At 40.4% G+C, this 24,680-nt stretch carries 20 protein-coding genes; 11 read left to right on the top strand and 9 right to left on the bottom strand.

All coding sequences use genetic code 11. The features are described from left to right. Positions 1–14 precede the first annotated feature (14 nt). The 5 genes from AN390_RS09360 to AN390_RS09340 are packed head-to-tail and all read right to left on the bottom strand — an operon-like array spanning position 15 to position 9,122. Positions 15–2,552 carry a glycogen/starch/alpha-glucan phosphorylase gene (locus tag AN390_RS09360; protein WP_055254086.1) on the bottom strand — a complete coding sequence of 846 codons (2,538 nt, stop codon included), beginning with the start codon at positions 2,550–2,552 and terminating at the stop codon, positions 15–17. After that, on the bottom strand, positions 2,545–4,608 hold the full coding sequence (glgX, locus tag AN390_RS09355) for a glycogen debranching protein GlgX (protein ID WP_055254083.1): 2,064 nt from the start codon (positions 4,606–4,608) through the stop codon (positions 2,545–2,547). The genes AN390_RS09360 and glgX overlap by 8 nt, the downstream gene beginning before the upstream one ends. Further along, complete coding sequence (glgB, locus tag AN390_RS09350) at positions 4,601–6,820, bottom strand: 1,4-alpha-glucan branching protein GlgB (protein ID WP_055254082.1); 2,220 nt, start codon at positions 6,818–6,820, stop codon at positions 4,601–4,603. Before glgB ends, glgX begins: the two co-directional genes overlap by 8 nt. Beyond that, complete coding sequence (gene malQ, locus AN390_RS09345) at positions 6,813–8,810, bottom strand: 4-alpha-glucanotransferase (protein WP_055254080.1); 1,998 nt, start codon at positions 8,808–8,810, stop codon at positions 6,813–6,815. Before malQ ends, glgB begins: the two co-directional genes overlap by 8 nt. Positions 8,811–8,819: 9 nt before the next feature. Then, a complete protein-coding gene (locus AN390_RS09340; RefSeq protein ID WP_004586437.1) occupies positions 8,820–9,122 on the bottom strand; it encodes an isoamylase early set domain-containing protein in 303 nt (100 codons plus the stop codon). Positions 9,123–9,495: 373 nt separating this feature from the next. Here AN390_RS09340 and AN390_RS09335 point away from each other — a divergent pair, with 373 nt between their 5' ends. Next, positions 9,496–10,428 (top strand): hypothetical protein, encoded by a 933-nt coding sequence (locus tag AN390_RS09335; RefSeq protein ID WP_055254078.1) that lies wholly within the window; start codon positions 9,496–9,498, stop codon positions 10,426–10,428. A gap of 53 nt (positions 10,429–10,481) precedes the next feature. Here AN390_RS09335 and AN390_RS09330 read toward each other — a convergent pair whose 3' ends face one another. The 3 genes from AN390_RS09330 to AN390_RS09320 all read right to left on the bottom strand — a co-directional run bounded on the left by AN390_RS09330 (position 10,482) and on the right by AN390_RS09320 (position 12,865). Continuing rightward, positions 10,482–11,654: a hypothetical protein gene (locus AN390_RS09330; protein WP_055254076.1), complete on the bottom strand. Its 1,173-nt coding sequence runs from the start codon at positions 11,652–11,654 to the stop codon at positions 10,482–10,484. A gap of 86 nt (positions 11,655–11,740) precedes the next feature. Continuing rightward, complete coding sequence (locus tag AN390_RS09325; protein ID WP_162231848.1) at positions 11,741–12,112, bottom strand: hypothetical protein; 372 nt, start codon at positions 12,110–12,112, stop codon at positions 11,741–11,743. Positions 12,113–12,436: 324 nt separating this feature from the next. Then, on the bottom strand, positions 12,437–12,865 hold the full coding sequence (locus tag AN390_RS09320) for an Lrp/AsnC family transcriptional regulator (RefSeq protein WP_004586440.1): 429 nt from the start codon (positions 12,863–12,865) through the stop codon (positions 12,437–12,439). 182 nt (positions 12,866–13,047) lie between these two features. On the opposite strand from AN390_RS09320, the gene AN390_RS09315 reads away from it, so the two are divergent. The 6 genes from AN390_RS09315 to AN390_RS09290 all read left to right on the top strand — a co-directional run bounded on the left by AN390_RS09315 (position 13,048) and on the right by AN390_RS09290 (position 20,066). Then, positions 13,048–14,253 (top strand): aspartate aminotransferase family protein, encoded by a 1,206-nt coding sequence (locus tag AN390_RS09315; RefSeq protein WP_055254072.1) that lies wholly within the window; start codon positions 13,048–13,050, stop codon positions 14,251–14,253. 45 nt (positions 14,254–14,298) lie between these two features. After that, positions 14,299–15,333, top strand: a complete 1,035-nt coding sequence (astA, locus tag AN390_RS09310) for an arginine N-succinyltransferase (RefSeq protein WP_024031782.1) — start codon at positions 14,299–14,301, stop codon at positions 15,331–15,333. A gap of 7 nt (positions 15,334–15,340) precedes the next feature. Further along, positions 15,341–16,807: a succinylglutamate-semialdehyde dehydrogenase gene (astD, locus tag AN390_RS09305; RefSeq protein ID WP_055254070.1), complete on the top strand. Its 1,467-nt coding sequence runs from the start codon at positions 15,341–15,343 to the stop codon at positions 16,805–16,807. Positions 16,808–16,834: 27 nt separating this feature from the next. Then, the gene (locus AN390_RS09300) at positions 16,835–17,638 is read left to right on the top strand and encodes a DUF1338 domain-containing protein (protein ID WP_055254068.1); all 804 of its coding nucleotides are present in this window, start codon (positions 16,835–16,837) and stop codon (positions 17,636–17,638) included. A 56-nt stretch (positions 17,639–17,694) separates the two neighbouring features. Beyond that, complete coding sequence (locus tag AN390_RS09295; protein WP_055254066.1) at positions 17,695–18,549, top strand: transporter substrate-binding domain-containing protein; 855 nt, start codon at positions 17,695–17,697, stop codon at positions 18,547–18,549. A gap of 293 nt (positions 18,550–18,842) precedes the next feature. Beyond that, entirely contained in the window at positions 18,843–20,066 is a 1,224-nt protein-coding gene (locus AN390_RS09290; protein ID WP_095206750.1) for a type III PLP-dependent enzyme, read from the top strand. Positions 20,067–20,225: 159 nt separating this feature from the next. Here the strand turns inward: AN390_RS09290 and AN390_RS09285 are convergent, their stop codons facing one another. Continuing rightward, positions 20,226–21,506, bottom strand: a complete 1,281-nt coding sequence (locus AN390_RS09285; RefSeq protein ID WP_055254064.1) for a flavohemoglobin expression-modulating QEGLA motif protein — start codon at positions 21,504–21,506, stop codon at positions 20,226–20,228. Between the two features lie 146 nt (positions 21,507–21,652). Between AN390_RS09285 and AN390_RS09280 the strand changes: the two genes are divergently transcribed. From AN390_RS09280 to betB, 4 genes are all read left to right on the top strand, one after another. Continuing rightward, positions 21,653–21,910 (top strand): DUF3081 domain-containing protein, encoded by a 258-nt coding sequence (locus AN390_RS09280; RefSeq protein WP_024031788.1) that lies wholly within the window; start codon positions 21,653–21,655, stop codon positions 21,908–21,910. After that, on the top strand, positions 21,910–22,215 hold the full coding sequence (locus AN390_RS09275) for a hypothetical protein (protein WP_024031789.1): 306 nt from the start codon (positions 21,910–21,912) through the stop codon (positions 22,213–22,215). The genes AN390_RS09280 and AN390_RS09275 overlap by 1 nt, the downstream gene beginning before the upstream one ends. 414 nt (positions 22,216–22,629) lie before the next feature. Beyond that, a complete protein-coding gene (gene betI / locus AN390_RS09270) occupies positions 22,630–23,205 on the top strand; it encodes a transcriptional regulator BetI (protein ID WP_055254062.1) in 576 nt (191 codons plus the stop codon). 1 nt (position 23,206) lies between these two features. Next, positions 23,207–24,670, top strand: coding sequence for a betaine-aldehyde dehydrogenase (betB, locus tag AN390_RS09265; protein ID WP_055254395.1), 1,464 nt, complete (start codon positions 23,207–23,209; stop codon positions 24,668–24,670). The last annotated feature ends 10 nt before the right edge of the window (positions 24,671–24,680 follow it).

Here is a 24,680-nt window from a genome sequence, read left to right as displayed (position 1 = left end):
AATACTCTCTCCGTTTAGTCTGTGCTCTTAGTGGCATGGCTCGTAGTTGCGTGTAAGTCTGTTTCACTAATAGTTAGGGGGGTTAGGTGCCAAATATCTTCACTGTATTGGCTTATGGTTCTATCGCTTGAAAATATGCCGCTTGCGGCCGTATTTAAAATACTCATTTGCGTCCAATGCGTTTGGTCTTGATACGCAGCCTCTACCTGCTTTTGCGCTGCCACATAGCTTTCAAAGTCATGTGCAACCAACCACGGATCGTGAGGGCTTTTAATAGCATTAATAATGTCGTCAAATAAATTAGGCTCAAACAGGTTAAATTGCCCGCTTTCGAGTAATTGCATTACATGGCTTAGGTCGCTGTTTTGCTCTATTAAATGTGAAGGGTTATATCGCGATTTAATATCATCAATTTGATGAGCCTGGGCACCAAACAAAAAGAAGTTATCAGCGCCAACAGCGTCTCTAATTTCAATATTCGCCCCATCTAACGTGCCAATAGTAAGCGCACCATTCATCATAAACTTCATGTTACCAGTGCCTGATGCTTCTTTACCTGCGGTCGATACTTGCTCTGATAAATCGGTTGCAGGGCAAATAGTTTCCATGGCGGTTACATTATAATTTGGCAAAAACGCAACTCGTAAATAAGGCGCTGCAAGTGGGTCTTTATTAATAAACTCAGCTACGTTATTAATTAACTTAATTATTTTTTTAGCCATGTAATAACCAGGGGCAGCTTTACCCCCTAAAAGCACACAACGTGGTACTAAGTTTGTGGTATCGCCTCGGCGTATACGGTCATATAAATGAATAACATGAAGTACATTTAATAACTGGCGTTTGTATTCGTGAATACGTTTAACTTGTACGTCAAACATCATCTCTACATCAAAATCAACACCACAGCGCTCTTTCACCAAATCGACGAGACGTTGTTTGTTTTCGCGTTTAACATTTTGCCATTGCTGATGAAATGCGGTGTCGTCGAAGTAGCGGCGTAATTGGCTTATATCTGCAAAATCGCTAACCCATCTTGAGCCAATTTTTTCTGTAATTAAATGACTCAAGGCCGGGTTGCAGTGTGCTAACCAACGCCTTGGCGTAACCCCGTTGGTTTTATTATTAAACTTGTTAGGCCAAAGCTCGTAAAAGGTTTTAAATAGCCCTTCTTTTAAAAGTTCGGTATGTAGTGCGGCCACACCATTTACCGAATAGCTACCCACAATCGCTAAATAAGCCATACGTATTTGCGGCACGTCGCCTTCTTCAATTAACGAAAGCGCGCGCTGTTTACTTGCATCGCCTGGCCAATGCTGTGCCACTTGCGCTAAAAAGCGGGCGTTTATTTCATAAATAATTTCTAAAATTCGCGGCAATAGTTTCGCAAAAAGCGGCACTGACCATTTTTCTAATGCCTCTGGCAATAGCGTGTGGTTAGTGTAAGCCATTGTGCTGGTTGTAATTTCCCACGCGTTATCCCAATCAAGCTCGTAGTCATCAACTAAAATGCGCATTAACTCTGCCACGGCAATACTTGGGTGCGTATCGTTTAATTGAAATACATGATGTGCAGCAAAGTCACTAAAGTCTTCGCCGTATTGTTCAACCCATTGCGATACGATATCTTGAATACTCGCTGATGATAAAAAGTACTGTTGGCGCAATCTAAGCTCTTTACCATTTTCACTGCTGTCATTTGGGTAAAGCACCATTGTGATTTGTTCTGCTAGGTTTTTTTGCGCTACCGCTTCTGAATAACTCCCCGCATTAAACTCGGTTAAGTTAAATTCGTCGGTCGCTTCTGATTTCCATAGCCTTAGCGTATTAACAATGTCGTTTTTATAACCAGGAATAGGCACATCATATGGCACAGCTAATACGTCGTGACAACCAACCCATTGACGGTGTTCGCGCCCATGTTTATCGGTATAACTTTGTACGTGCCCAAAAAACTTCACTCGTTGTGATTGCTCAGGCGCGGCAAGCTCCCACGGGTGCCCCTCACGAAGCCAGTTATCGGGTTGCTCAACTTGGTGGCCATTTTTTAATGATTGGTTAAACATACCGTATTCGTAGCGAATACCGTAACCAACCACGGGAAGCGCAAGGCTTGCACAACTATCTAAAAAGCAGGCAGCTAAACGCCCAAGGCCACCATTACCTAGCCCTGCATCGTGCTCTGCCTGGGCTACGGTTTCAATTGTGGTGCAATACTCTTGCAGTGCATTGGAGACTTGCTCGTCTAAGTCGAGATTTAAAATTGCATTACCAAGTGCTCTACCCATTAAAAACTCTAGCGATAGGTAAGCTGTTTTACGGCGTTTTTCTTGCTTGATTTGTTGTTTGGTTTCTCTGCAACGTGCAACCAGCCGATCTCTGATTGTCAGCGCAAGCGCATGATATAAATACAGTTGCGACTCACCAACTTTGTCACGCCCTAAACTGTAATAAAAGTGCCGAGTTAAATCATCTTTTAAAGTGCTTTCATCAATTACAGGGCCTTCTTGCCACCCTTTTACCACACACACATTTTCGTCTTGCTTAGACATGACCTTCGTCCTCTAAATTTGCACTAAAAACCCAGCTGCTTTGTGCTGAAATTTCGACTATTGCATCCTCTTTACTGCTTAGCGATGCGTTATGTACACTTGATAAAACCATCTCCCATTGCGCCGCGATAGGCGATGGGGGTAACTTACAAAAAACTGTTTTTTTACTCGCATTTAAAATGATTAATAAGGCGTATTTATTTTGCTTATCTAACAAGCTATACATTAAAAACTGGCGCTGTGGCTCGTGCCAATGCTCGTTGGTCATTTTTACGCCTTGCTCGGTAAACCATTTAACCGTAAAGCGCTCGTCAATATCTTCTGAAAACACACTGTGTTTAAACGCACTGTGACCACGCCTTATTTTTAGTGCATCGTCAATAAATCGGGTTAGTGAATGATTTAGCTGCGAGTCTTTCCATGCCAACCAACTGGTGCGGTTATTTTGACAATACGCATTATTATTGCCCCCTTGCGAGTGACCCATTTCACTGCCTGAGGCAATCATAGGCACCCCTTTTGAGAGTATTAGCGTAAGTAAAAAGTTCTTTTGTTGCTGCAGCCTCAGGGCAATAATTTTGGCATCATTAGTAAATCCTTCAACACCACAATTGGTGGAATGATTAGCGCTGTGGCCATCGCGATTTTGCTCGCCATTCGCTTCATTATGTTTGTGCTCATAACTCACCAAATCGGCAAGCGTAAAACCATCATGGCTGGTAATAAAATTAATACTGTTTAGCGGCCCGCGCTGGCTGTGCTCAAAAATATCAAATGAGCCATGAATACGTTTTGCTACATTTGCAATAACGCCCTCTTCGCTTTGCCAAAATCGGCGTATTACATCTCGGTATTGGTCATTCCACTCTCGCCAAGGTGCAGCAAAAGCCCCCAGTTGATAGCCACCTGGCCCTATATCCCAGGGCTCACTAATAAGCTTTACACGACTTAATACAGGGTCTTGCTCAATGGCTTGAAAAAACGCATGGGCGCTATTAAAACCATGGGCATTTCGCCCTAAAATGGTGGCTAAATCAAACCTAAATCCGTCTACTCCCATTACTTGCACCCAATATCGTAAGCTATCAAGTACCAGCTTTAAGGTTTTAGGATGATCAATATTAATGGTGTTACCACAGCCGGTATCGTTTATATACACCTGTGGCTTATCAGCCACCGTCCGGTAATAAGCTAGGTTATCTAGCCCTCTGAGCGATAAAATCGGCCCATCGGCGCCCGCTTCTGCGGTGTGGTTATAAACCACATCTAAAATAACCTCTATATCCGCTTTATGAAGCTCGCTAACCATGCGCTTAAATTCGTTAATGTCATCATCAACTAAATAATCTTTATGCGGAGTAAAAAAGTTGAGTGTGTTGTAGCCCCAATAATTTTGCAGCCCTTTTGCTGTTAAAAACTGCTCACTTATAAAAGCATGTACAGGGAGCAGCTCTAGCGCGGTAACCCCTAAATTATGCAAATGCTCAATAAAGCTAGGGTGGCTTAAGCCTAAAAACTTGCCTTGCAAATTTTTAGGGATATTAGGGTGTCGGCACGTGGCGCCTTTTACATGGCACTCATAAATAACGGTATTAGACCAGCTATGATTCGGCTTTTTTTGTTTATAAGGCAGGCTATTAATAACCCGTGATTTAGGTATATCAATGGCATTATTAACGGTGCTTTTCGTGCCAATAGGCATTTGCCCATAGTGGCGCTCACTCCATGTAAATTCGCCAAATAAGTCTTTTGCATAAGGGTCAATCAGCAATTTGTACTCGTTAAACAGCAGGCCTTTTTCAGGACTGTACTCCCCTTCTACGCGATAACCATATAATGCGCCTTCGGCTAAGGGCGCTACATGGGCTGTCCATATACCGCCTTCGTTGATATGCATGGTTACTTTTAATATTTCAGAGTGCCCACTTTTATCAAATAAGCACACATAAGCTTGTGTTGCTTTAGGTGCGTACAAGCTAAAGTTAACGCCGCCACTGCTAATAGTTGCGCCAAGTGGCTGTGGTTGCCCATGTGAAACCTCAAATCGATTACTCATCTTCAACCTTTTGTAAATAAATAGTCGTTAACCCGCCCATTGCAATTTTAATGCTATGCGAAAAGCCATGAACGCTTGCCTTAACGCTACTAACCGTGGCGTTTTTGTTTGCTGTTACTTTAATACCTGAGCCAAAAAAAGCGTCATCATCGGTGTTTAAAATAACCTTATATTTACCCGCTGCGGGTACCCCAATTTCATACTCTTGATAAGAAACAGGCGTAAAGTTTGCCACTACTACAATAAAGTCGTGGGCATTTTTAGCATAACGTACAAAACTAAATATACTTTGCTCGTTATTGTTGTTATCTATCCATTCAAAACCCGCAGGGCTTGAGTCGAGTTCATACAGTGCAGGCGACTGCTTATAAACAGTATTAAGCGCTTGTACAGTGTTTTGTATACCGCGGTGGCTTTTATGTTCTAGCAAATGCCAATCAATAGAATGATTGTGATCCCACTCTTTTCGCTGTGCTATTTCGCCGCCCATAAACAGCAGCTTTTTACCTGGATGCGCCCACATAAATGCGTAATACGCACGTAAATTGGCAAATTTTTGCCAATCATCACCGGGCATTTTTTCAATTAGCGAACCTTTTCCATGTACAACTTCGTCATGACTGAGCGGTAAAATGTAATTTTCGCTAAATGCGTACACCATAGAAAAGGTCATTTCGTGATGATGATGCTGCCTATAAAGCGGGTCATGTTGCATGTAATGAAGGCTGTCGTTCATCCACCCCATATTCCACTTGTAGCCAAAGCCTAAGCCATTGTGATCAACACTTTGAGTGACTCCCGGCCACGCGGTCGACTCTTCAGCCACCATCATAATGCCCGGGTTGTTTTTATAACTACGCAAATTTACCTGCTTTAAGCACTCAATAGCGCCCAGGTTTTCTCGCCCACCATAACAATTGGCTACCCATTCACCTTCTTTGCGGCTGTAATCTAAATAAAGCATTGAAGCCACCGCATCTACGCGCAGTCCATCAAGGCCAAATTGCTCTAGCCAATACATCGCATTAGAGATTAAAAAGCTTTTAACCTCCGGGCGGTCGTAATTATAAATATAGGTATTCCAATCAGGATGAAAGCCCTGTCGAATATCGGCATGTTCAAATAAATGCGTGCCATCAAAGTGGTGTAAACCATGCGGATCACTAGGGAAATGCCCAGGCACCCAATCAAGTAGCACGCCTAAGTTTGCTTTGTGGCACTGCTGAACAAAGTATTTAAAACTGCTGTAATCACCAAAGCGACTAGTTGGTGCAAACAATCCCACTGGCTGGTAGCCCCAAGAGCCATCAAACGGATATTCACTTATTGGCATTAATTGAATATGCGTAAAGCCCATTTCAAGCGTGTAATTAACCAGTTTATCGGCAAGTTCGCTATAGCTTAAATAGCGGTTTTCTTCAGCCCTTTGCCATGACCCTAAGTGCACTTCGTAAATACTTACCGGCGCGTCTATATGGTTACGCTTTTGACGATTTTTAAGCTCGCTATCACTGAGCGAAATAGGCGTTGCTTGCTGTTGTAACACACTGGCCGTACTCGGAGCTTGCTGCATTTTAAAGGCAAACGGATCTGCTTTTTCAAGCACATCGCCTTGCTGTGTCACAATAGAAAATTTATAACAGGTATCGGGCTGAAGCCCTGCGATAAAAAGCTCCCATACACCACACGCAGGATGAAAACGCATATAATGACGATTAGCTTGCCAAAGGTTAAATTCGCCAATAACAGATACACTGGCTGCATTAGGCGCCCACACACAAAAACGCACTCCATCAACCCCTTGTTGGTTAATAAAGTGTGCGCCTAAATGTTTATATGCATGCTCTAAACTGCCTTCGTTAAATAAATACATTGCATCTGTATCTAGGCTGCTTGCAAAGCTATATTCATCGTAAAAACATAATGCTGAGTTTGCATATTCAACGTTACACTTATAAGGTTGCGTGGGCATTTCGTTGCTTGTTGCAATGAATAAATCACTACTGTTATAACGCTTAGCAATAACTTTTTTATCATTAATAATAATATTTACATTTTTAGCCTCGGGTAAATACACGCGTATTTCGTAGCCATTTTTATAAGCATGTGCCCCTAAAAAACTAAAAGGGTCTTTAAATCTGCCGCCTTGTAGTGCAGTTACCTGTGCGTCGTAATGGGTCTGTAATGAATCCTTTGGTGCGGTACTACTCATATCCTTTCCTTATTGAATTAACTGCAGCCAAGGTACTGGCATTATTTTTAAAAATAGCGTTGCTTGAATGAGTTAAAACACGGCGCCAATTTGGGTATTCGGTATTAGTACCGGGTATATTCACCGGATACGTTTGTTTATCTAAATCATCAAGCTGAAGTGTAAATAAACGGGTCTCACTGTGTGCAAGTGCTTTGGCAAGTTCACCGTAAACGCACATAGCATCGCTAGTTTCGCTAAGTTGCTCTGCGCTATGTAACTGTATAAAACGCAGTAATCGTTGTTTTTCTTGTTGTCGTTCGTGCAATTGCTGTTGGTACTGCTGATCATCAATAAGCTGATACTGGCGTTTAATATCTAAATCATCTGTTTGCCACCAGCCGCAAAATGGCGGTACGTCATGATTCGCTATCATAATTAAACAATGCTTAGGTAATTCTTGTAACGGTAAAAACTCACCATCATGTTGTTTTTCAAAATAAAATAAGCTATTTGAATAAATACCACTTACAGCAAGTGCGTGTTTTACCTCGGGCGGGACTATGCCTAAGTCTTCACCTATTACTATGCACTGATTAAGGTGAGACTCTATTTTTAAAATAGCCAATAAGTGCTCAAAAGGGTAATAAACATAACAGCCATCTTGTGTATGGTTACTTTCAAAGCACCACCATAAGCGCCTTAGTGCCATAACGTGATCAATGCGCAAACCGCCAACGCCTTGCATGTTTGCGCTAATAAGTGAGCGATAAAAGGCAAAGTGATCATTTTTTAATTGTTGCGGGTTAAGCGCAGGCAGCCCCCAATTTTGCCCCGCTTGTGCCCAAGGGTCTGGCGGCGCGCCAACATTGGCATTATCACTAAAAAGTGATTGCTGAGATTGATACTCAACGCCATCACCTGCACAGCCAACAGCAAGGTCATTAATTAAACCTATTGCCATGCCTTTATTTAAACAGTGCTGCTGACAATGGCTTAATTGTAATTTAGCCTGCCATTGTAAGTAGTAATCAAAGGTAGGATTGGCTGAATTCAGCGTAGTTAGGGTCTGGGCGTTTTGTTTGCAAAACTGTGCAAACTCATCGCGTCGTAAAGCACTGGCATGTGCTTCAAAATGACTAAATAGCGCTTTAAATAATGTATATTTAACTGCGCTTACTTTTTCATAATTTATAAACTGTTCATTGCTGTTAAAAAGCGCTTTTACCTCATCACTGTGTAACAAAGCATCTAATTGTGGATTGTTTTTAGCATCAGCTGATAGTTCAACACAAATGTACAAAGGATTTAATAACGCACGGCTATTAGGGCTATAGGGGCTGGCTCGCTCACTTTGCTGTGCAAACAGCAAATGTAACGGGTTGAGTAATATGTAGTCCATGTGCTGCTGTGCACATAAATCACATAGCTCTAGTAAATCATTAAAATCCCCTACACCTAGGCCTGCTTTGTTTTTAACTGTGTACAACTGCAGCGAAAGCCCAGTGCGCTTAGTATCATCTACTTGAAAAACTTTTTCTGGGGTGGCCCACAATTGAATCTCTTTGCTTTGCTCCCCTACACTAACCAACGCCTGATGATAACCTACCGGAATAGCCCCTAAAGGCACTGCTACTTCAATATAACGCACGCCATGTACATAGTAATCGCCCGTAATAGCCAAATTATGTAAGTTAGCACGCTCATAGGTTACGTTTAACTTTGGCAACGTTATCGCCACAGATAAATCACGTTGACGCTCATCTATACGAATATAAAAAAGGTTATCAGTTAAATTCACTAAGCTGGTATCGGGTGCTAACTCTAACCAAGGCGCAACATCTAATTGATAATTAAGCTGTGCTATTTGGTGTTCATCTTCGGTATTTACACCACAACATTGTAAGGCACGTTTGCGCGTGTCTTCGCTAAATATAACCTTCTCGCCCGTGTATTTAGTAAACTCATAACCGATACCGTGCAGATAAAACAACTGCGAAAGTGCGTCCATTTACTCGCCTTAATTTATGCGTTGAGTGTTCACTATGCTATTTTCTGTGCCAAATGTATTAGGTAGGTAGTCATCTGCTTGGTGGTCGTTATCCCAAATATCACCATTAATTAAATAACGAAAATGAAACTGCTGATCAACTGGCAAGCGTTGCTTACATTTAAAGACCCCTTCTTTTTTATTAAGCTTCATAGGCACCGGCTGCCAATCGGTAAATTCGCCAAGTAAACTTACTTGCTCTGCATCAGGGTGGGTAAACTCAAAGGTAACTTCAGCTTCATTTTTTGTTTTGAAAAAACGTTTATTCAACATAGTAGGCTCCAACTAAACCAAAATGGGTACTTAATCTTTGCCACAGGGCCGATACAACACTTTAAAGGGCGATGTGGGGTGCATTTAAACATCATTAAACGCGGGTAATTTAAACAAATTTTTATTTACGCATTATTACAGTGCAAAAAAGTTTTTAGCTGCACATATAAGGTGCGATTACGATAAAAATTTTCGCTTATTAATGACAAACTAATGTACAGCAAGTATTAAACCAACTTAATCATTTTTCATTATTAATATATTGAGCAAAAAATCATATAAAGGTTCACACTAACCTATAAAATTCTTTCGTTATCAGTGTGCTTAAGTAATAATACACAGCATCTTACGTCTCTGAAATACCAAAAATTTCATGTTGAAAAAAAGCATTTTATTTACTACGGTAATTGTATTTATTGCACTTGCCTCCTTTGTAAGCCTTTCTGTATATACCCTTTATAGTAAAAAGCAATTATCAGTAGACCCTAAATTAAAAGAAATTTCAGGCATTGAGTTTGATAAAAAAAAGTGCTTGTGGGCGATTAATGATGGCGGTGACGACCCAAAACTTTATCGCCTAGGCGAAGATGGCGCTATTGAAAAAGAAATCCTTGTTACGAATGCTAAAAATATAGACTGGGAAGACATGACGCAAAATAAATTTGGTCATTTTTTCTTAGGTGATTTTGGCAATAATAAAAACGATAGAAAGTGGTTAACTATCTATAAAATAGAAAACCCAATAGACATAAAAACAGAGACCACCGAAGCCGAAATTATTAAGTTTACCTATCCTGAAATGGATGGCACTCCCATTACCCCTAACAAACGCAACTTTGATTTAGAGGCCTTTGTAGAGTACAAACGCCATTTATATTTATTTACCAAAAATAGAACAGAACCTTTCGATGGCATAACCAATGTTTATAAAGTGGGCGATCATGCAGCCAATTTTGATGCACAGTTAATTGATTCATTTAAAACATGTACAACTTTAGAAAAACTCTGTTGGATCACATCCGCTGCTCTTAGCCCTGATAGGACTAAACTTGTGTTACTTGATTCTACAAGTATTTGGCTGTTCGAAAACTTTAAAGGCGACAAGTTTTTTTCTGGTGATGTGTCTCGAATCGATTTAGGTATTGTTACGCAAAAAGAAGCGATCACCTTTTATGATGATAATACGCTTATTTTTACCGATGAAGAATTCAAAGGGCTGGTAGGAGGAAATGCTTACGTTATTAAATTAAACGAAGCACAAAAAACCGTTATCAGACAAGCGCCAAAGACTGCCGTAAATAAATAGCTACACAAAATTTTGCTATACACGCGGGCTTTAATAAGACGCTGCTCACGCTATTAATTTAATGCGTTGTTATTAAATGAGTGCAGCGCTTTTTCTACATCAACTCCCAAAATAATAACGCCAATATGATCGCCCTTGGCATTTTTTATCGGTAGACTTAATTGCACCTGAAAATGATGTGTTGAAGCATCATATTCAACACTGTCAAAGCGATACACTAAAGACTGCTGGTATACGAGGCTAAATTTATTCTCATCCCCTTGCCAATAATCACTGGTGATTTTGCTTATAGCCACATTTTTACCTTGCTTATCTGTCACTATAATTTCGGTAATTATGCCTTTGAACTGCCTTTGCCATTGTTTTAAATATAATGAAGCATCAGTAAATAGCATATTTTTAGCTAAATCATGTTGATGTGTTTTAACTTCTTTTATCCAAAGCTCGTCAGCGAGTTTAAGCGCTTTGTTAGTCAGCTTTATATGGTTACTTTGCGCCACGGCATCGATAATTATGGGCTGTGAAATTAACGCCTTTATTGGCTCTAACAACGTATTTAGTATTTGTACTTGTTCGCCCTGTGATAAATAAAACGGTGCAGGGGCACATTGAGGAATCGTTTCGTCGAATTTTTCTAAAAAAGAAGGGTGCGAATTAATAAGCTTATTAGCAGCAAAAACCCCTAATGGCACATAACGATAAAATGAGCGCGGGTAGGCAGATGCGTCAATACCTAAGTGATCGGCAGCATTATTAAAATCATCTAAATCAAGTAATACTTTGTCTACTCTATGATGGTGAAGTACGTTTACTATTTCTTCTAGCGAGTTTACTTCAACTAACGAGGTAATATTTTGCGTTTTAAACCAATTAGCCTGATAACTGCCATGGACCACACCATAACGTAATTTTTTCGGGTCTTTATTAACGCTATCGGGATGAGTAAACCAGTACCAATTTTCTAGGTAAATAGGTGATGACAACTTACCATACTGGCTCATCTCAGAGGTTAAATGTGTTGTAAAATACCCATCCAACCTATCTAGTTTTACCTCGCGACGAGCCCTCAGCCAAGGTAACGATTGCAACTCAAATGGCATATCCATATTGTGTAAAATACATTGCACTTGGTTAACCGCATTATCTGGTGTTGTAAGCGATACATTGGTACCAAATTTTAAGGGTTCAGTTAAAGTTAAAAGTGCAAAAAATAACGTTGTGGGCATAATCCATTGCTAAATAATTATTTGAACTATAACAAGTATAGTCAATAAGCAAAAGATTGCATGAAATGACTTTATCTTCAGGTATGCTAACTTACACAGTTAATAAATCGCTCTGTAAGTAAGGAAACCTTTTCTTTGCTTTTATAGTACTGCTTAGATGTTTTTATTAAATATTTGGCACATTTATTTTTTGCAGATAGAAATTGGTCATTACAACCTTCTGTAGAGCTTCCCATAGCTTCTTGATAAACTTTATCACCGCACATAGTTAACGAAAACTCCGAAGCTCCGATTATAATTTCATTTATGCTAACTTCAGCTGTTTCAAGCTTATAATATAAATCACTATACGTTTTAACTTCTATATGCTTATTAAATGCATACTGACTAGCTTTAGCCGTTAAGTAGTAACCAATAAATACAATTGAAAAGATCAGTAATATAGTTTTTTTCATCATTTGTCCCTAATGACGCGATTATGCTACTTCCATTTAATGCAAGACATCCATCTTGTATGCAGCAGATAGTTTATGAGTAATGTTTATAAAAATTTACAAAGGTAGGCGTATTACAATCCATTCCGTTGTTTGTTAAATCCCTGTTATAAAAGCATTTGATAATGCTATTTAAACGTTCAATAGTTTACCACATAAATTAGCCAATACAATTCTATTTAGCGTGTTTAGCTAATATTTATTAATGCGGATATATCTAAACATTTGTCATCTTAGCAAAGCGTACCTTTATATAGTTCAAACGCAGAAACGTTATAATAAATTGTGTTAACGCTTAAACTTTGTTTCTAAAATCACTGAGGATGTTGTGCGCTCTACCCCGTCTAAATTACCTATATCATCAAGTAAATGGCTTAGCTTTTCTAAGTTTTGCGCTTGCACTACAGCAATTAAGTCAAACTCCCCACTTATGGCATAAAGCTGGGAAATAGCATCAATTTGTTTAAGTTCTAAATTGGTTTTAGTGGTGAGTTTTTGCATCACCTTTATAGATACATGAGCCGAGACCATACTGGTCAAATAGTCTTCACCGTAATCTACGCTATAGCCTTTTATAACTCCTGTTTCTTCAAGTTTTAACATACGGCTTTGCACTGTAGAGCGCGATAAATTAAGCATGCGTGCCAAGTCAGAAATACTGGCTCTTGCATTGGTTTTTAAAATTGAAAGTAGCTTTTCGTCTTGTGGAGTTATCATATTGCTTATTAATTTCGTTATTTTGACTTTTATTGTAATCATTTTTCACAAAATAGCACTGCAAATTTAACCTACAACCTTCGATAATAGTGCTTAATAACAAAAATTACCTAGCGAAGAAAACGCTAACGTTTTTATTTTGCTAATCTTTATTCAATATTCACAATTTTTAGGTGTACATAATGCAAGTAACAAGAGACTTATTTAACGATGTAATGGTGCCAAACTACAATCCGTCGGCAGTTATTCCAGTGCGCGGCGAAGGCTCACGTGTGTGGGATCAAAATAACAATGAGTTTATTGATTTTGCAGGCGGTATTGCCGTTAACTGTTTAGGCCACTGTCACCCAGCGCTTGTATCTGCTTTAAAAGAGCAAGGCGAGAAAATTTGGCACTTATCAAATGTGATGACTAATGAGCCAGCCCTGCGTTTAGCACAAAAAATGGTTGAAGCGACATTTGCAGATAAAGTGTATTTTGCAAACTCAGGCGCAGAAGCCAACGAAGCGGCTCTTAAGCTTGCTCGTCGTTTTGCACTTGACGAACACGGCGAAGAAAAATCACAAATTATTGCCTTTAACAAAGGGTTTCACGGCCGTACATTTTTTACTGTAACGGTGGGCGGACAAGCTGCTTACTCTGATGGCTTTGGCCCTAAACCTGGCGACATTATGCATTGTGATTACAACGATATTGCAGCATTTGAAGCACTTATCAGTGATAAAACATGTGCCGTAATGATGGAGCCACTACAAGGTGAAGGCGGCATTATTTCACTAACAGATGAATTTGCTAAAAAAGTACGCGAGTTATGTACCAAGCACAATGCACTGCTAATTTTTGATGAAGTACAAACAGGCGTTGGCCGCACTGGCGATTTATACGCTTACGAAGGTTTAGGTGTAGTGCCCGATATTTTAACGACAGCTAAAGCGTTAGGCGGTGGTTTTCCTATTGGCGCTATGATCACTCGTACTCATATCGCAGAGCACTTAAAAGTTGGTACGCACGGCTCTACGTACGGTGGTAACCCACTAGCTTGTGCAGTAGCAGAAGCTGCATTTGACACCGTAAACACACCGGATGTACTCAACGGCGTTAAAGAGCGTGAACAACTATTTCGCGATGGTTTAAATGCAATAAACGAAAAATACAACGTATTTAGCGAAGTACGTGGTAAAGGTTTACTTATTGGTGCGGTATTAAACGATAAATTTGAAGGCCGTGCACGTGACTTTTTAGTTGCCAGTGCTAACAATGGTTTAATGAACCTTGTTGCAGGCATGAATGTTATTCGTTTTACCCCTTCTTTAGTTATTCCATTTGAAGATATTAAAGAAGGCCTAGCACGCTTTGAAAAAGCAGTAAGCGACGTAGTAAACGGCTAATTTAATTAAGCGCGCCTTAGGGCGCGCTGTTGGAGCAAGTAATAAATGCAAGTATTACGTCCTATTACCACTGAAGACTTTGCTGCACTTAAGCAAATTGCGATTGAATCGGGCCATGGGTTTACCTCACTTCCGGTGGACGACCAGCTATTAAAAGACAAAATAGACCGCGCCGAAAAAAGCTTTGCTAAAAATATCAATCAGCCGTTAGATGAAAGCTACCTATTTGTTTTAGAAGACAGTGAAACAGGTGAGGTTATTGGCACAACCGCCATAGAAGCCGCTGTTGGCTTATCGGTGCCGCTTTATCATTACCATTTAGGTAAAACAGTACACCACTCGCCTACACTTAATGTTTATAACACCGTTGATATTTTAAGCATGTGTAACGATTACACCGGATGCTCTGAAATATGTACTTTGTTTTTGCGCGAAAACAGCCGTAAAGGCTTAACCGGGCGCTTTTTATCACGCTCACGCTTTTTATTTATGGCGCAGCACAGCGAACGCTTTGCCGATACCGTGATTGCTGAAATGCGCGGCGTAAGTGACGAAGATGGTCATTCACCGTTTTGGCAGTGGCTGCAAGAGCACTTTTTTAGTATTGAGTTTCCCAAGGCCGATCATTTAGTGGGGCTTGGCGATAAAGTGTTTATTAGTGAGTTAATGCCTAAATACCCTATTTACGTAAACTTACTCAGTAAAAAAGCCCAAGCAGTGATTGGCAACGTGCATGAAAAAACTAAACCCGCACTTAAACTGCTCGAAAAAGAAGGTTTTGAGCACCGTGGCTACGTTGATTTGTTTGATGCAGGCCCAACGGTAGAAGCCAAGCTTGGTAATATTCGAAGTATTCGTGAATCTCAAGTATGCCCTATTACTATTGGCGAGCTGGAACATATTAGCCAGCACAGCTCAGATACTTTAGCCGTTTGTAATCAAGGTGTAAGTGGGTTTAGAGCAACCTTTACCCAGCACGCCCACTATAACCACGCTAAGCACACATTAGTAATAAGCCAAGAAGTGGCTGATGCCCTTAATTTATCCCAAGGAGATGCAGCGCGTTTTTTCCGCCTGTAAAACAAATATGAACACACACCTTATAAATAACCAATGGCATTCAGGCCAAGGCCCCGCTTTTAGCTCTGTTAATCCGAGTAACGGCAAAGTTGTATGGCAAGGTAATAGCGCAACAGCTGAGCAAGTAGATGCTGCAATCAATGCAGCTAGAGCCGCACAAGTACAATGGGCAGAGAGGCCAATTGAGTCGCGTATAACCATACTTGAAAACTTTGTAGCACAATTAAAAGAGCACAGCGAAGAATTTGCAGCCATTATAGCGCGCGAAACCGGCAAGCCTCTTTGGGAAACACGCACAGAAGTAGGCGCTATGACAGGTAAAGTGGCCATTTCGATTAAAGCGTACAACGAGCGTACCGGCACCACTGAAAACCCAATGCCGGGTGCTAAAGCCTTTATACGCCATAAACCACACGGCGTTGTGGCTATATTTGGCCCGTATAACTTTCCTGGGCATTTACCTAATGGTCATATCGTACCGGCTATTTTAGCGGGTAACACCGTGGTATTTAAACCGTCTGAGCTAACTCCTCACGTTGCTGAATTTACTTTATCACTTTGGTTAAAAGCAGGCTTACCAGCAGGTGTTATTAACCTAGTGCAAGGTGAAGTAGAAACAGGTAAAGCTCTTGCTTCGCATCAAAACATAGACGGCTTATTTTTTACCGGCAGCTCAAACACCGGCCATTTATTACATAAACAGTTTGCAGGCCACCCAGGTAAAATATTAGCGCTTGAAATGGGCGGTAATAACCCATTAATCGTTAAAAATGTAGCCGATGTAAGCGCTGCAGTGCACGATATTATTCAATCGGGCTTTATTACTTCTGGCCAGCGCTGTACTTGTGCACGCCGCGTGTTTATTGAGAAATCGCTCAATGGCGATGCTATTTTAGAAAAACTGATTAGCGCAACTAAAAACATTGTTGTTGATGACAGCTTTGCAAGCGATCAACCATTTATGGGTGCCATGATCAGCGAAAAAGCCGCCTTAGGCATGGTTGCAGCGCAAAATGAATTAGTTGCAAGTGGTGGCGAAATACTTGTTGAGCTTAAGCAGCTAAAAGCAGGCACTGGGTTTGTAAGCCCAGGTATTATTGATGTAACTAACATTACCAACATGGCCGATGAAGAACACTTTGGCCCGCTTATAAAAGTGTATCGCTACAACGACTTTGACAGCGCAATAGCAGAGGCTAATAACACCAGCTTTGGTTTATCAGCAGGCTTACTTGGCGATAACGAAGATGACTACAGCCACTTTTTAAAGCGCATTCGTGCCGGCATCGTCAATTGGAACCGCCCTATTACGGGTGCCTCTAGTGCAGCACCGTTTGGTGGCATAGGCGCAAGTGGTAACCACAGAGCCAGTGCGTATTATGCCGCTGATTATTGTGCCTACCCTGTAGCATCAGTTGAGGCCGATAAGGTAAACCTGCCACAAACTTTAGCGCCAGGCTTAGTAATTGAATAAGTGAATAACCCAATTTAAGGATTTAACATGCACACTAACGTAAATACATTATTTGAAAACCTATGGGATAACTATTTAGCCGTTACCCCCTCGGCAGATAAAATTCATGATTTATTAGGCTCAACGCAAAAAGATGACATTATTAACGACCATATTGCGCTGCGGACCTTTAATATTGAAAAAGTAGGCCTAGAAAAACTAGCCGCGCACTTTTTAGCACTTGGTTATACAGAGTGTGGTGAATACCACTTTGAAGCTAAAAAGCTCTATGCTAAACACTACGAGCATAGCGACCCTAAGCAACCTAAAGTATTTATTTCTGAGCTATTAGTTGAAAAGTGCTCGCCAGAGTTACAAGCTATTGTCACAGATATGGTAGAGCAAATAGATGAAAGTGCTGTAACTGCCGATAACTTTTTATACTCAGGTACCCATTGGCAAGTAAGTAGCGACACATACCAGCAGTTACTTGCTGAAAGTGAGTACGCAGCGTGGATGTCGGCATGGGGCTACCGTGCAAACCACTTTACTGTAAATATTAATATGCTTGCTAAGTTTGATAATATTCAGGATGTTAACCAAGCACTTAAAGACGCAGGCTTCGCCCTAAATACATCAGGCGGCGAAGTAAAAGGCTCACCAGAGGTATTATTAGAGCAATCATCAACGCTTGCTGATGATTACGCTGTCACCTTCAGCGACGGTGACCTGCGCATCCCTAGCTGTTTTTATGAGTTTGCCATTAGATACCCTAAAGCCGATGGCGAGCTTTACACGGGGTTTGTTGCAGCCTCTGCTGATAAAATCTTTGAAAGCACTAACGCGCGTTAAAAATAAAACATGCCTTAATGTTTTAACTTAAAAAAAGCCCGTTTGGGCTTTTTTTTATGACAAAAATATTTAGAACATTTACACTAAGTTTTATGCCTGTATTTACTAAATTTTTGATTATCTTGCATGTACTGCTTATATCATCATTGAGCCATGCAAATGAACCACTTACATTACTCTCTAGAGCGAATGCGTCTAGTGATGGCTTTTTAAACTCAGATAAAACGTTCGAAAGCCTGCTCAATCATACAATTAATACTAAATTGCAGTGGACCAACCAAGCACGTTTAATCAAGCGGCTTATGGGTAATGAAGCAGTGTGCAGCTACGATATAATAAAAACGCCCGAGCGTGAAAAACATATTTTGTTCTCAAATATACCAACCTCTATTTACGAGCAACGAAAAATATACGCATTTAAACGCACCTTACAAAACTTTCCTGAACGAGTCTCTGTTGCTCAACTACTAGAAAAAGACTTTACCCTTGCCGTAGACTCAGGAACGAGTTATCAAAAACTTGAGCCTGTTTTAACAAAGTATAATGAGCAAATTGCAGCGATAAGCTCAGAAGATACCAGCTCTCAACTGCCTCAACTTCTCATCCATAATAGAATAGACATGATTGTTGATTACGAGGTTAACGTACTTGGTGCACTCACCAGTGAGCAACTAACACAAATAGATAGTCGTGAAATAGCTGAATTTCCAGAATTTGTTAATGGCTACTTTGCATGTAGTAAGTCAGAGCTTGGCGAAAAAGTAATAAAAACCATCAATATTTTAATGAACACCCCCGAAATTTACGAGCGCTTACAAAAAAGTTTACAACAAGCCTATAGTGCTGATACATCTAGCGCTATGATGCTTGCTTACTCTCAAGAGCACGTATACTTAACCTCTGATGAGTAAAATTAATCGTCAAGATAAACACTGCAAATCAATGTAAGATCATGATTTTAATAACAAATAAATTATTTTGAATTTATTTAAAATTTTTATTGCGCTGTATAAAAACCTACATTATTATCTCGCCGCTTCTTGATGATAGCCAATCCGAGTACATTACAAACCCCGTTTGTAGCAAGGCGATAGAGCAACTATCCAAGAGTGAATTTGACTGTGCGTTTGCACTATTGATCTCACTCAACTGACTCGTGGATACACCATACCCGAGCAGTTGCTTAATTGACTCGGAAAATAAAATGGCTTTATCAACACAACAACAAGACACCGTAACTAAAGTACCTGCAGCAGCGGTTGCTGCAAATCAAGCAATTGATTACGCGCAACCGAGTATTGCCCACATTGAACAACTTGCTTCACAATTTGGCGCACCTCTAATGGTGCTTGACTGCGACGCTATACGTCGTCAATACCGTGCACTTAAACATGCACTGCCTGGCGTTGTGTTACATTTTGCTTTAAAGCCTTTACCGCATGCTGCTGTTGTGCGCACTTTGTTAGATGAAGGCGCAAGCTTTGATTTAGCAACCAGTGGCGAAGTTGACTTAGTAGCAAGCCAAGGCGTACCAAGCGAGCGTACGATTCACACGCACCCAATAAAGCGCGACAGTGACATTCGCGACGCACTTGCCTACGGCTGTACAGTGTTTGTGGTGGATAACATTAACGAGCTTGAAAAATTTATTGCCTATAAAGATCAAGCCGAAATTTTAGTGCGTTTAAGCTTTCGTAATAAAGATGCATTTGCTGATTTATCTAAAAAGTTTGGCTGCAGCCCAGAGGCGGCAATCGACATTATTAGCCTTGCCCAGCAACTTGGTATTCGTATTAAAGGGTTATCGTTTCATGTTGGCTCGCAATCACCTAACCCAACTAAATACGTTGAAGCGATAAATGCATCTGCAAAAGTGGTTAAACAGGTGGCTGAGTTAGGCTTACCAGCTCTTAGTACACTCGATATTGGTGGTGGGTTTCCTGTGCCATACAGCGCAGATGTGCTACCAATTGATGTATTTTGTGCGCCTATTAATATCGCGTTGGCACAATTACCAGAAACAATGCAAATTATTGCTGAACCTGGCCGTTTTATTGTAGCAAGTAGTGTAACCAGTGTTGCCTCTATAATGGGGCAAGCCACGCGCGAAGGTAAAACATGGTACTACTTAGATGATGGCGTTTATGGCTCTTTTAGCGGTTTAATGTTTGATGAAGCAGCCTACCCTATCGATAGTGCAAAACAAGATGGCGAGCGTTTTGAGTCGGTACTTGCAGGCCCAACATGCGACAGTATAGATGTAATAAGTGATTCAATTATGCTACCAAAACTAAACAATGGCGATTTAATTATTAGCCGTATGATGGGTGCCTACACACTTGCTACAGCAACCGACTTTAACTTTTTTAAACGTGCTGAGGTCGTTGTATTAAACGAGCAAATGCACAGCCAAGTATTAACAGGTTAAGAAAATAAGTTCCTCGCTATAGGTACGCTGGCTTGTACCTATACATTTCAACGCAGTTGCTCATTCCAACTGCGTTTTTTTATTGCGTTAAATAACTGGGGCTTGTTTACCTTTTTGCTCAACAGAGCAGGCTCTAATAAAAGCAACCTGCGCTACTTATTACAAAAATAATGGTTTATAGTCGTTTTCTAACTGTTCAAACGATAAGTCACCTATAAATTTGCCAAAGCTTAGCCACGTTGCTAAACCTCGTAAATCTTTAAAATGTGGTGGTACAAACTTTGGGCTTTCTATTACACCTAAACTATGTAATTGCGATATAAGTCTAAAATCATCAATCGATATTTTTCCGACCAACAATAATGGCAGCTGATCAATGCGCCCAAGCTGTATAGCAACACGAATTAAGTTATATACCAGCACAAATCCTTTAATGTAAGCAATATCCTTAGTAAAAGGTAAGCCTGTTGCCGTGCTGCCTCTAAATACACGTTGTGCTAACGTATAGCTTTCATCTTTTGAAAGCCCTTGCGCTAAGTAGTCACGGTATATATCAACAAACTCTGCACCATCAATCACTTTAGTAACTGCTTGAATACGATTTACTAACTTTGATAAACGCCTAGGTGTTGATTTAAGGGTAATTATTTCGGTTAAAACAGCTAAGCCTTCTTGAGTCACTGTTGAGCTTGGCGTCCCTTTACTTAAACAGGTTAAATAAGGCTGAGCTAGCCCGTTTTGCGTTGTACCTACGTGTATCCACCCTTCGTGCACTTCTAAAATATCGAGCTCACGCTGTGAGAATTTAACATCTTGATTTAGCTTAATGTTATTTGCACCTGCAGCAGCATCACTGACAATCCCATCGCTGAGCATAACCTCTACATTAATACCCGCCATACTGCTATTTACTTGCCCAGACAGAATACGCACGGCATCACTTGCGTTAATATTTTTAGGATCATCAGGCAAAATATCAGCTATTAATAAGTTTTGCAGTGGTTTTTCTAGCATATTGGCAAGTTCGAACAGTGAAGGTTCACCCGCATGAAATAAATCTTTTGGGTGACCAAAAAGCTCTACCGACAAATCATGAAACTCAGGCGTTCCTCTATACTCAAGCATATTGAGCACCGTTTTATACTCACTACACATTTTACCCATGTATTGAGAAATAGGATTTAGCTGACCTAGCTGGTTAATAATATTGCGGTGCAAGTTAGAAAACGCTTGGCGTAATTCGCTGGGGACAAATCCTAAATCTCGTTGCTGGTAATAGGCGCTATCGATTAGCGGATTTTTTTGGCACTTTTGCCTAAAAAACGCCTCTTTGATTTGTTTATCCCAGTTAATGGCATCGAGTATTCTAATGGGTGTTTGTAAAGCAATTAATTGCTCTGACAGTTCGCGAGTTTTAAGGAGTAAAGCCTTGTCTATCATGGTGTAAGCTCAACAAAAAATGAGGCTTGAGCATAAGGTAAAACCAGTTAATAGCAAGATTATTTTAGCGCTTTTTAGCCATTGTTTTTACGGTGATCGACCCTCATATATAAAACGTAATAGCTTTAAACAATAAAGGGTTAATGATGAAAAACGAACTCGATAACAAGCAGATCCTCTCTGTGTACGAACGTATTCAGCAGCGCGGTAAACAAAATGATATTGGTAAACATTATCAAGGTGTTACGGCTTACTCTGACATTGACGGCTACACTATTTACTTAGAAGGTAGCGGCGTATTATTGCGCTTTGGGTTTCATAATGCTTATCACCTAGATTATGAGCATGACAAACATAAAGACGACTTTTTAAAAAAACTATACAACATTGCTAATGAGGAATAATGCAGCCAAGACGCATTCGTAAACGCACCACAAACAAGCAAACCACCTCGTTTATAAACCAGGTAATTACTGAGCTGCAAGCGCACCCAGAAAAGCTGGAGATAATCCGTCGAAACCTAAATGAATACCGCGAACAGACTCACCTTAAACGCGGTTTTTTGCTGGCTATTGAACGCTTTGACTGGGTGTTTGAGGCCAGTAACGATGTTAATTTTATATGCCAACAAATCTTAGCCGATGATTACATAGGTAATCGCCTTAGACGCTACCCGCTATTATTTAAAGGCGTTATTAATAGCGCCTAATTTACACGCCTTTTTTAACCTTAACGCCTCCTCTTATAACCATTACACACTGCTATTTTTTTAATTAGTACACTAATTAAACATGTAAAATGGTTTCGTTTGCTTATTTAAAATACCCTTCGTACTCTAACTATTACCATTCTAACGAATATTTATCTTTTTTATTACTCATACCCCGTAAACAAATCCTTACTATTTTTAGCGTTTAAAAATAAAAGTGTAACCCACTGAATATAGTTGATTTTATTAACAAAGACCTACATATGGTACTACTACAAATTAACCCGTTTTTATTAATAATCCATCTACATCTTGGTATCTGGTTGTTTACTTGCGCCTTGAATTGTTAGAGCTATTACATTAAGCTTATCTTTATTGAACGTTCAATTAATAAAAATTATGCCTAAAGTCGGAATGGAACCTGTCAGGCGTCAGCAGCTAATTGACGCGACCATTGAGTCAGTTGCACAGCGCGGTTTGCAAGGAACAACCATTAACACCATCAGTAAAAATGCGGGTTTATCATCTGGCATTATTAGCCATTACTTTGGTGGCAAGCAGGGGTTAATAGAGGCAACCGTTAGGTATTTGTTATCGAATTTAAAAAATGAATTAATTGAAAAAGTTGAGCCAACCACCAGCGCAATTGAGCGTTTGATGTTTATTGTTGAGGCCAACTTTGCACTTGTTCAACAGCGCAATGACACCACGCGTACGTGGTTAAGTTTTTGGGCGCAGTCAATGCACGATCAAGAGCTGCACAGGCTGCAAAATGTAAACAGTAATCGCTTGCAAAGTAATTTAGCATTTTCTTTTAAGCAACTAATGTCCGTAAAGCAAGCAAAACAAGCTGCAGAACTTAGCGCCGCCATGATTGATGGCCTATGGTTAAGAGCAGTATTAAGTCAATCTGACGAAAACCAATTTAAACACAGTGAAATATTAGCAAAAAGCTATGTACATTCACTCATCAAGCAATATGGAGCCTAGCGTGACTACACCTGTCTATCAAAACTTTATTAACGGCCACTTCCTTGCAAACCAAAGTGGTGAAACTTTTGATGTAAAAAACCCAGCCACAGATGAAGTTATTTACTCGGTAGAAGTTGCCGACGAATTTATTCAAAACGCGGCTATCGAAAGTGCAAAACAAGGCTTTGCTCAATGGTCAAAAATGAGCCCAATAGAACGTAGCCGTATTTTATTAAAAGCGGTTGCTTTATTGCGTGAGCGTAATGATGAGCTTGCCTTAGTTGAAGTGCTTGATACAGGTAAACCAATGCAAGAAGCTAACTGCGTTGATATAGAAACAGGCGCAGATGTAATTGAATACTTTGCAGGCCTAGCACCAGCGCAAGTTGGCCAGCAGCAAATGGTTGGCGAAGACTTTTACTATACCCGCAAAGAGCCACTAGGCATTTGTGCTGGTATTGGTGCATGGAACTACCCGCTGCAAATTGCATGTTGGAAATCGGGCCCTGCCCTTGCTGCAGGTAATGCGTTTATTTTTAAACCTTCTGAAGAAACCCCTTTAGGTGCTATTAAACTAGCTGAAGTTTTTGTTGAAGCAGGCGTACCTGCCGGCGTATTTAACGTTGTGCAAGGTGCCGGTGATGTAGGTCAGTGGTTAACCTCTCACAGTGAAATAGACAAAGTGTCGTTCACTGGTGAAGTAGGCACAGGTAAAAAAGTAGTGGCAAGCGCTGCCGGTACATTAAAAGACGTAACAATGGAGTTAGGTGGTAAATCACCTTTATTAGTGTTTGAAGATGCCAATATTGAGCAAGCAGTCAGTGCTGCCATGTTAGGTAACTTTTATACGCAAGGCGAAATTTGTACTAACTGTACCCGTATTTATGTTCATAAAAATGTATATCAACAATTTATTGATGAGCTTAAAACACGTACTGAGCAAAATATTATTGCCGGCGACCCACAAGATTTAGATACTAACTTTGGGGCATTAATTTCTAAAAAGCATCAAGAATTGGTAATGAGCTACATAGAAAGTGGCTTGGCCGAAGGTGCAACGCTACTTACTGGCGGTACAACTCTTTCTCCTGAATCAGCGCCTAATGGCTACTTTGTAGCACCTACGGTATTTACCGATTGCAACGATGACATGACTATTGTTAAAGAGGAAATTTTTGGCCCAGTTATGAGCGTGCTTGTTTTTGAAGACGAAGACGATGTTATCGCCCGTGCAAATGGTACACACCTTGGCTTAGCTGCAGGCGTATTTACTAGCGATATTAAACGTGCACACCGTGTTATTCACCAATTAGAAGCCGGTATTTGTTGGATTAATGCTTATGGTAATTCACCTGCTGAAATGCCTGTCGGTGGTTACAAGCAATCAGGTATTGGCCGTGAAAATGGCATAGAAACGCTTGATCATTATACGCAAACTAAGTCTATTTATGTGGGCATGGCCGACATAGAAAGTCCGTTTTAAGGTGGCAACT

Origin of the sequence: Pseudoalteromonas sp. P1-11 (assembly GCF_001399995.1) — a bacterium.
Lineage (GTDB): Bacteria > Pseudomonadota > Gammaproteobacteria > Enterobacterales > Alteromonadaceae > Pseudoalteromonas > Pseudoalteromonas atlantica.
Note: the sequence above shows the minus strand (reverse complement) of the source record. Positions and strands in the feature narration are given on the sequence as shown.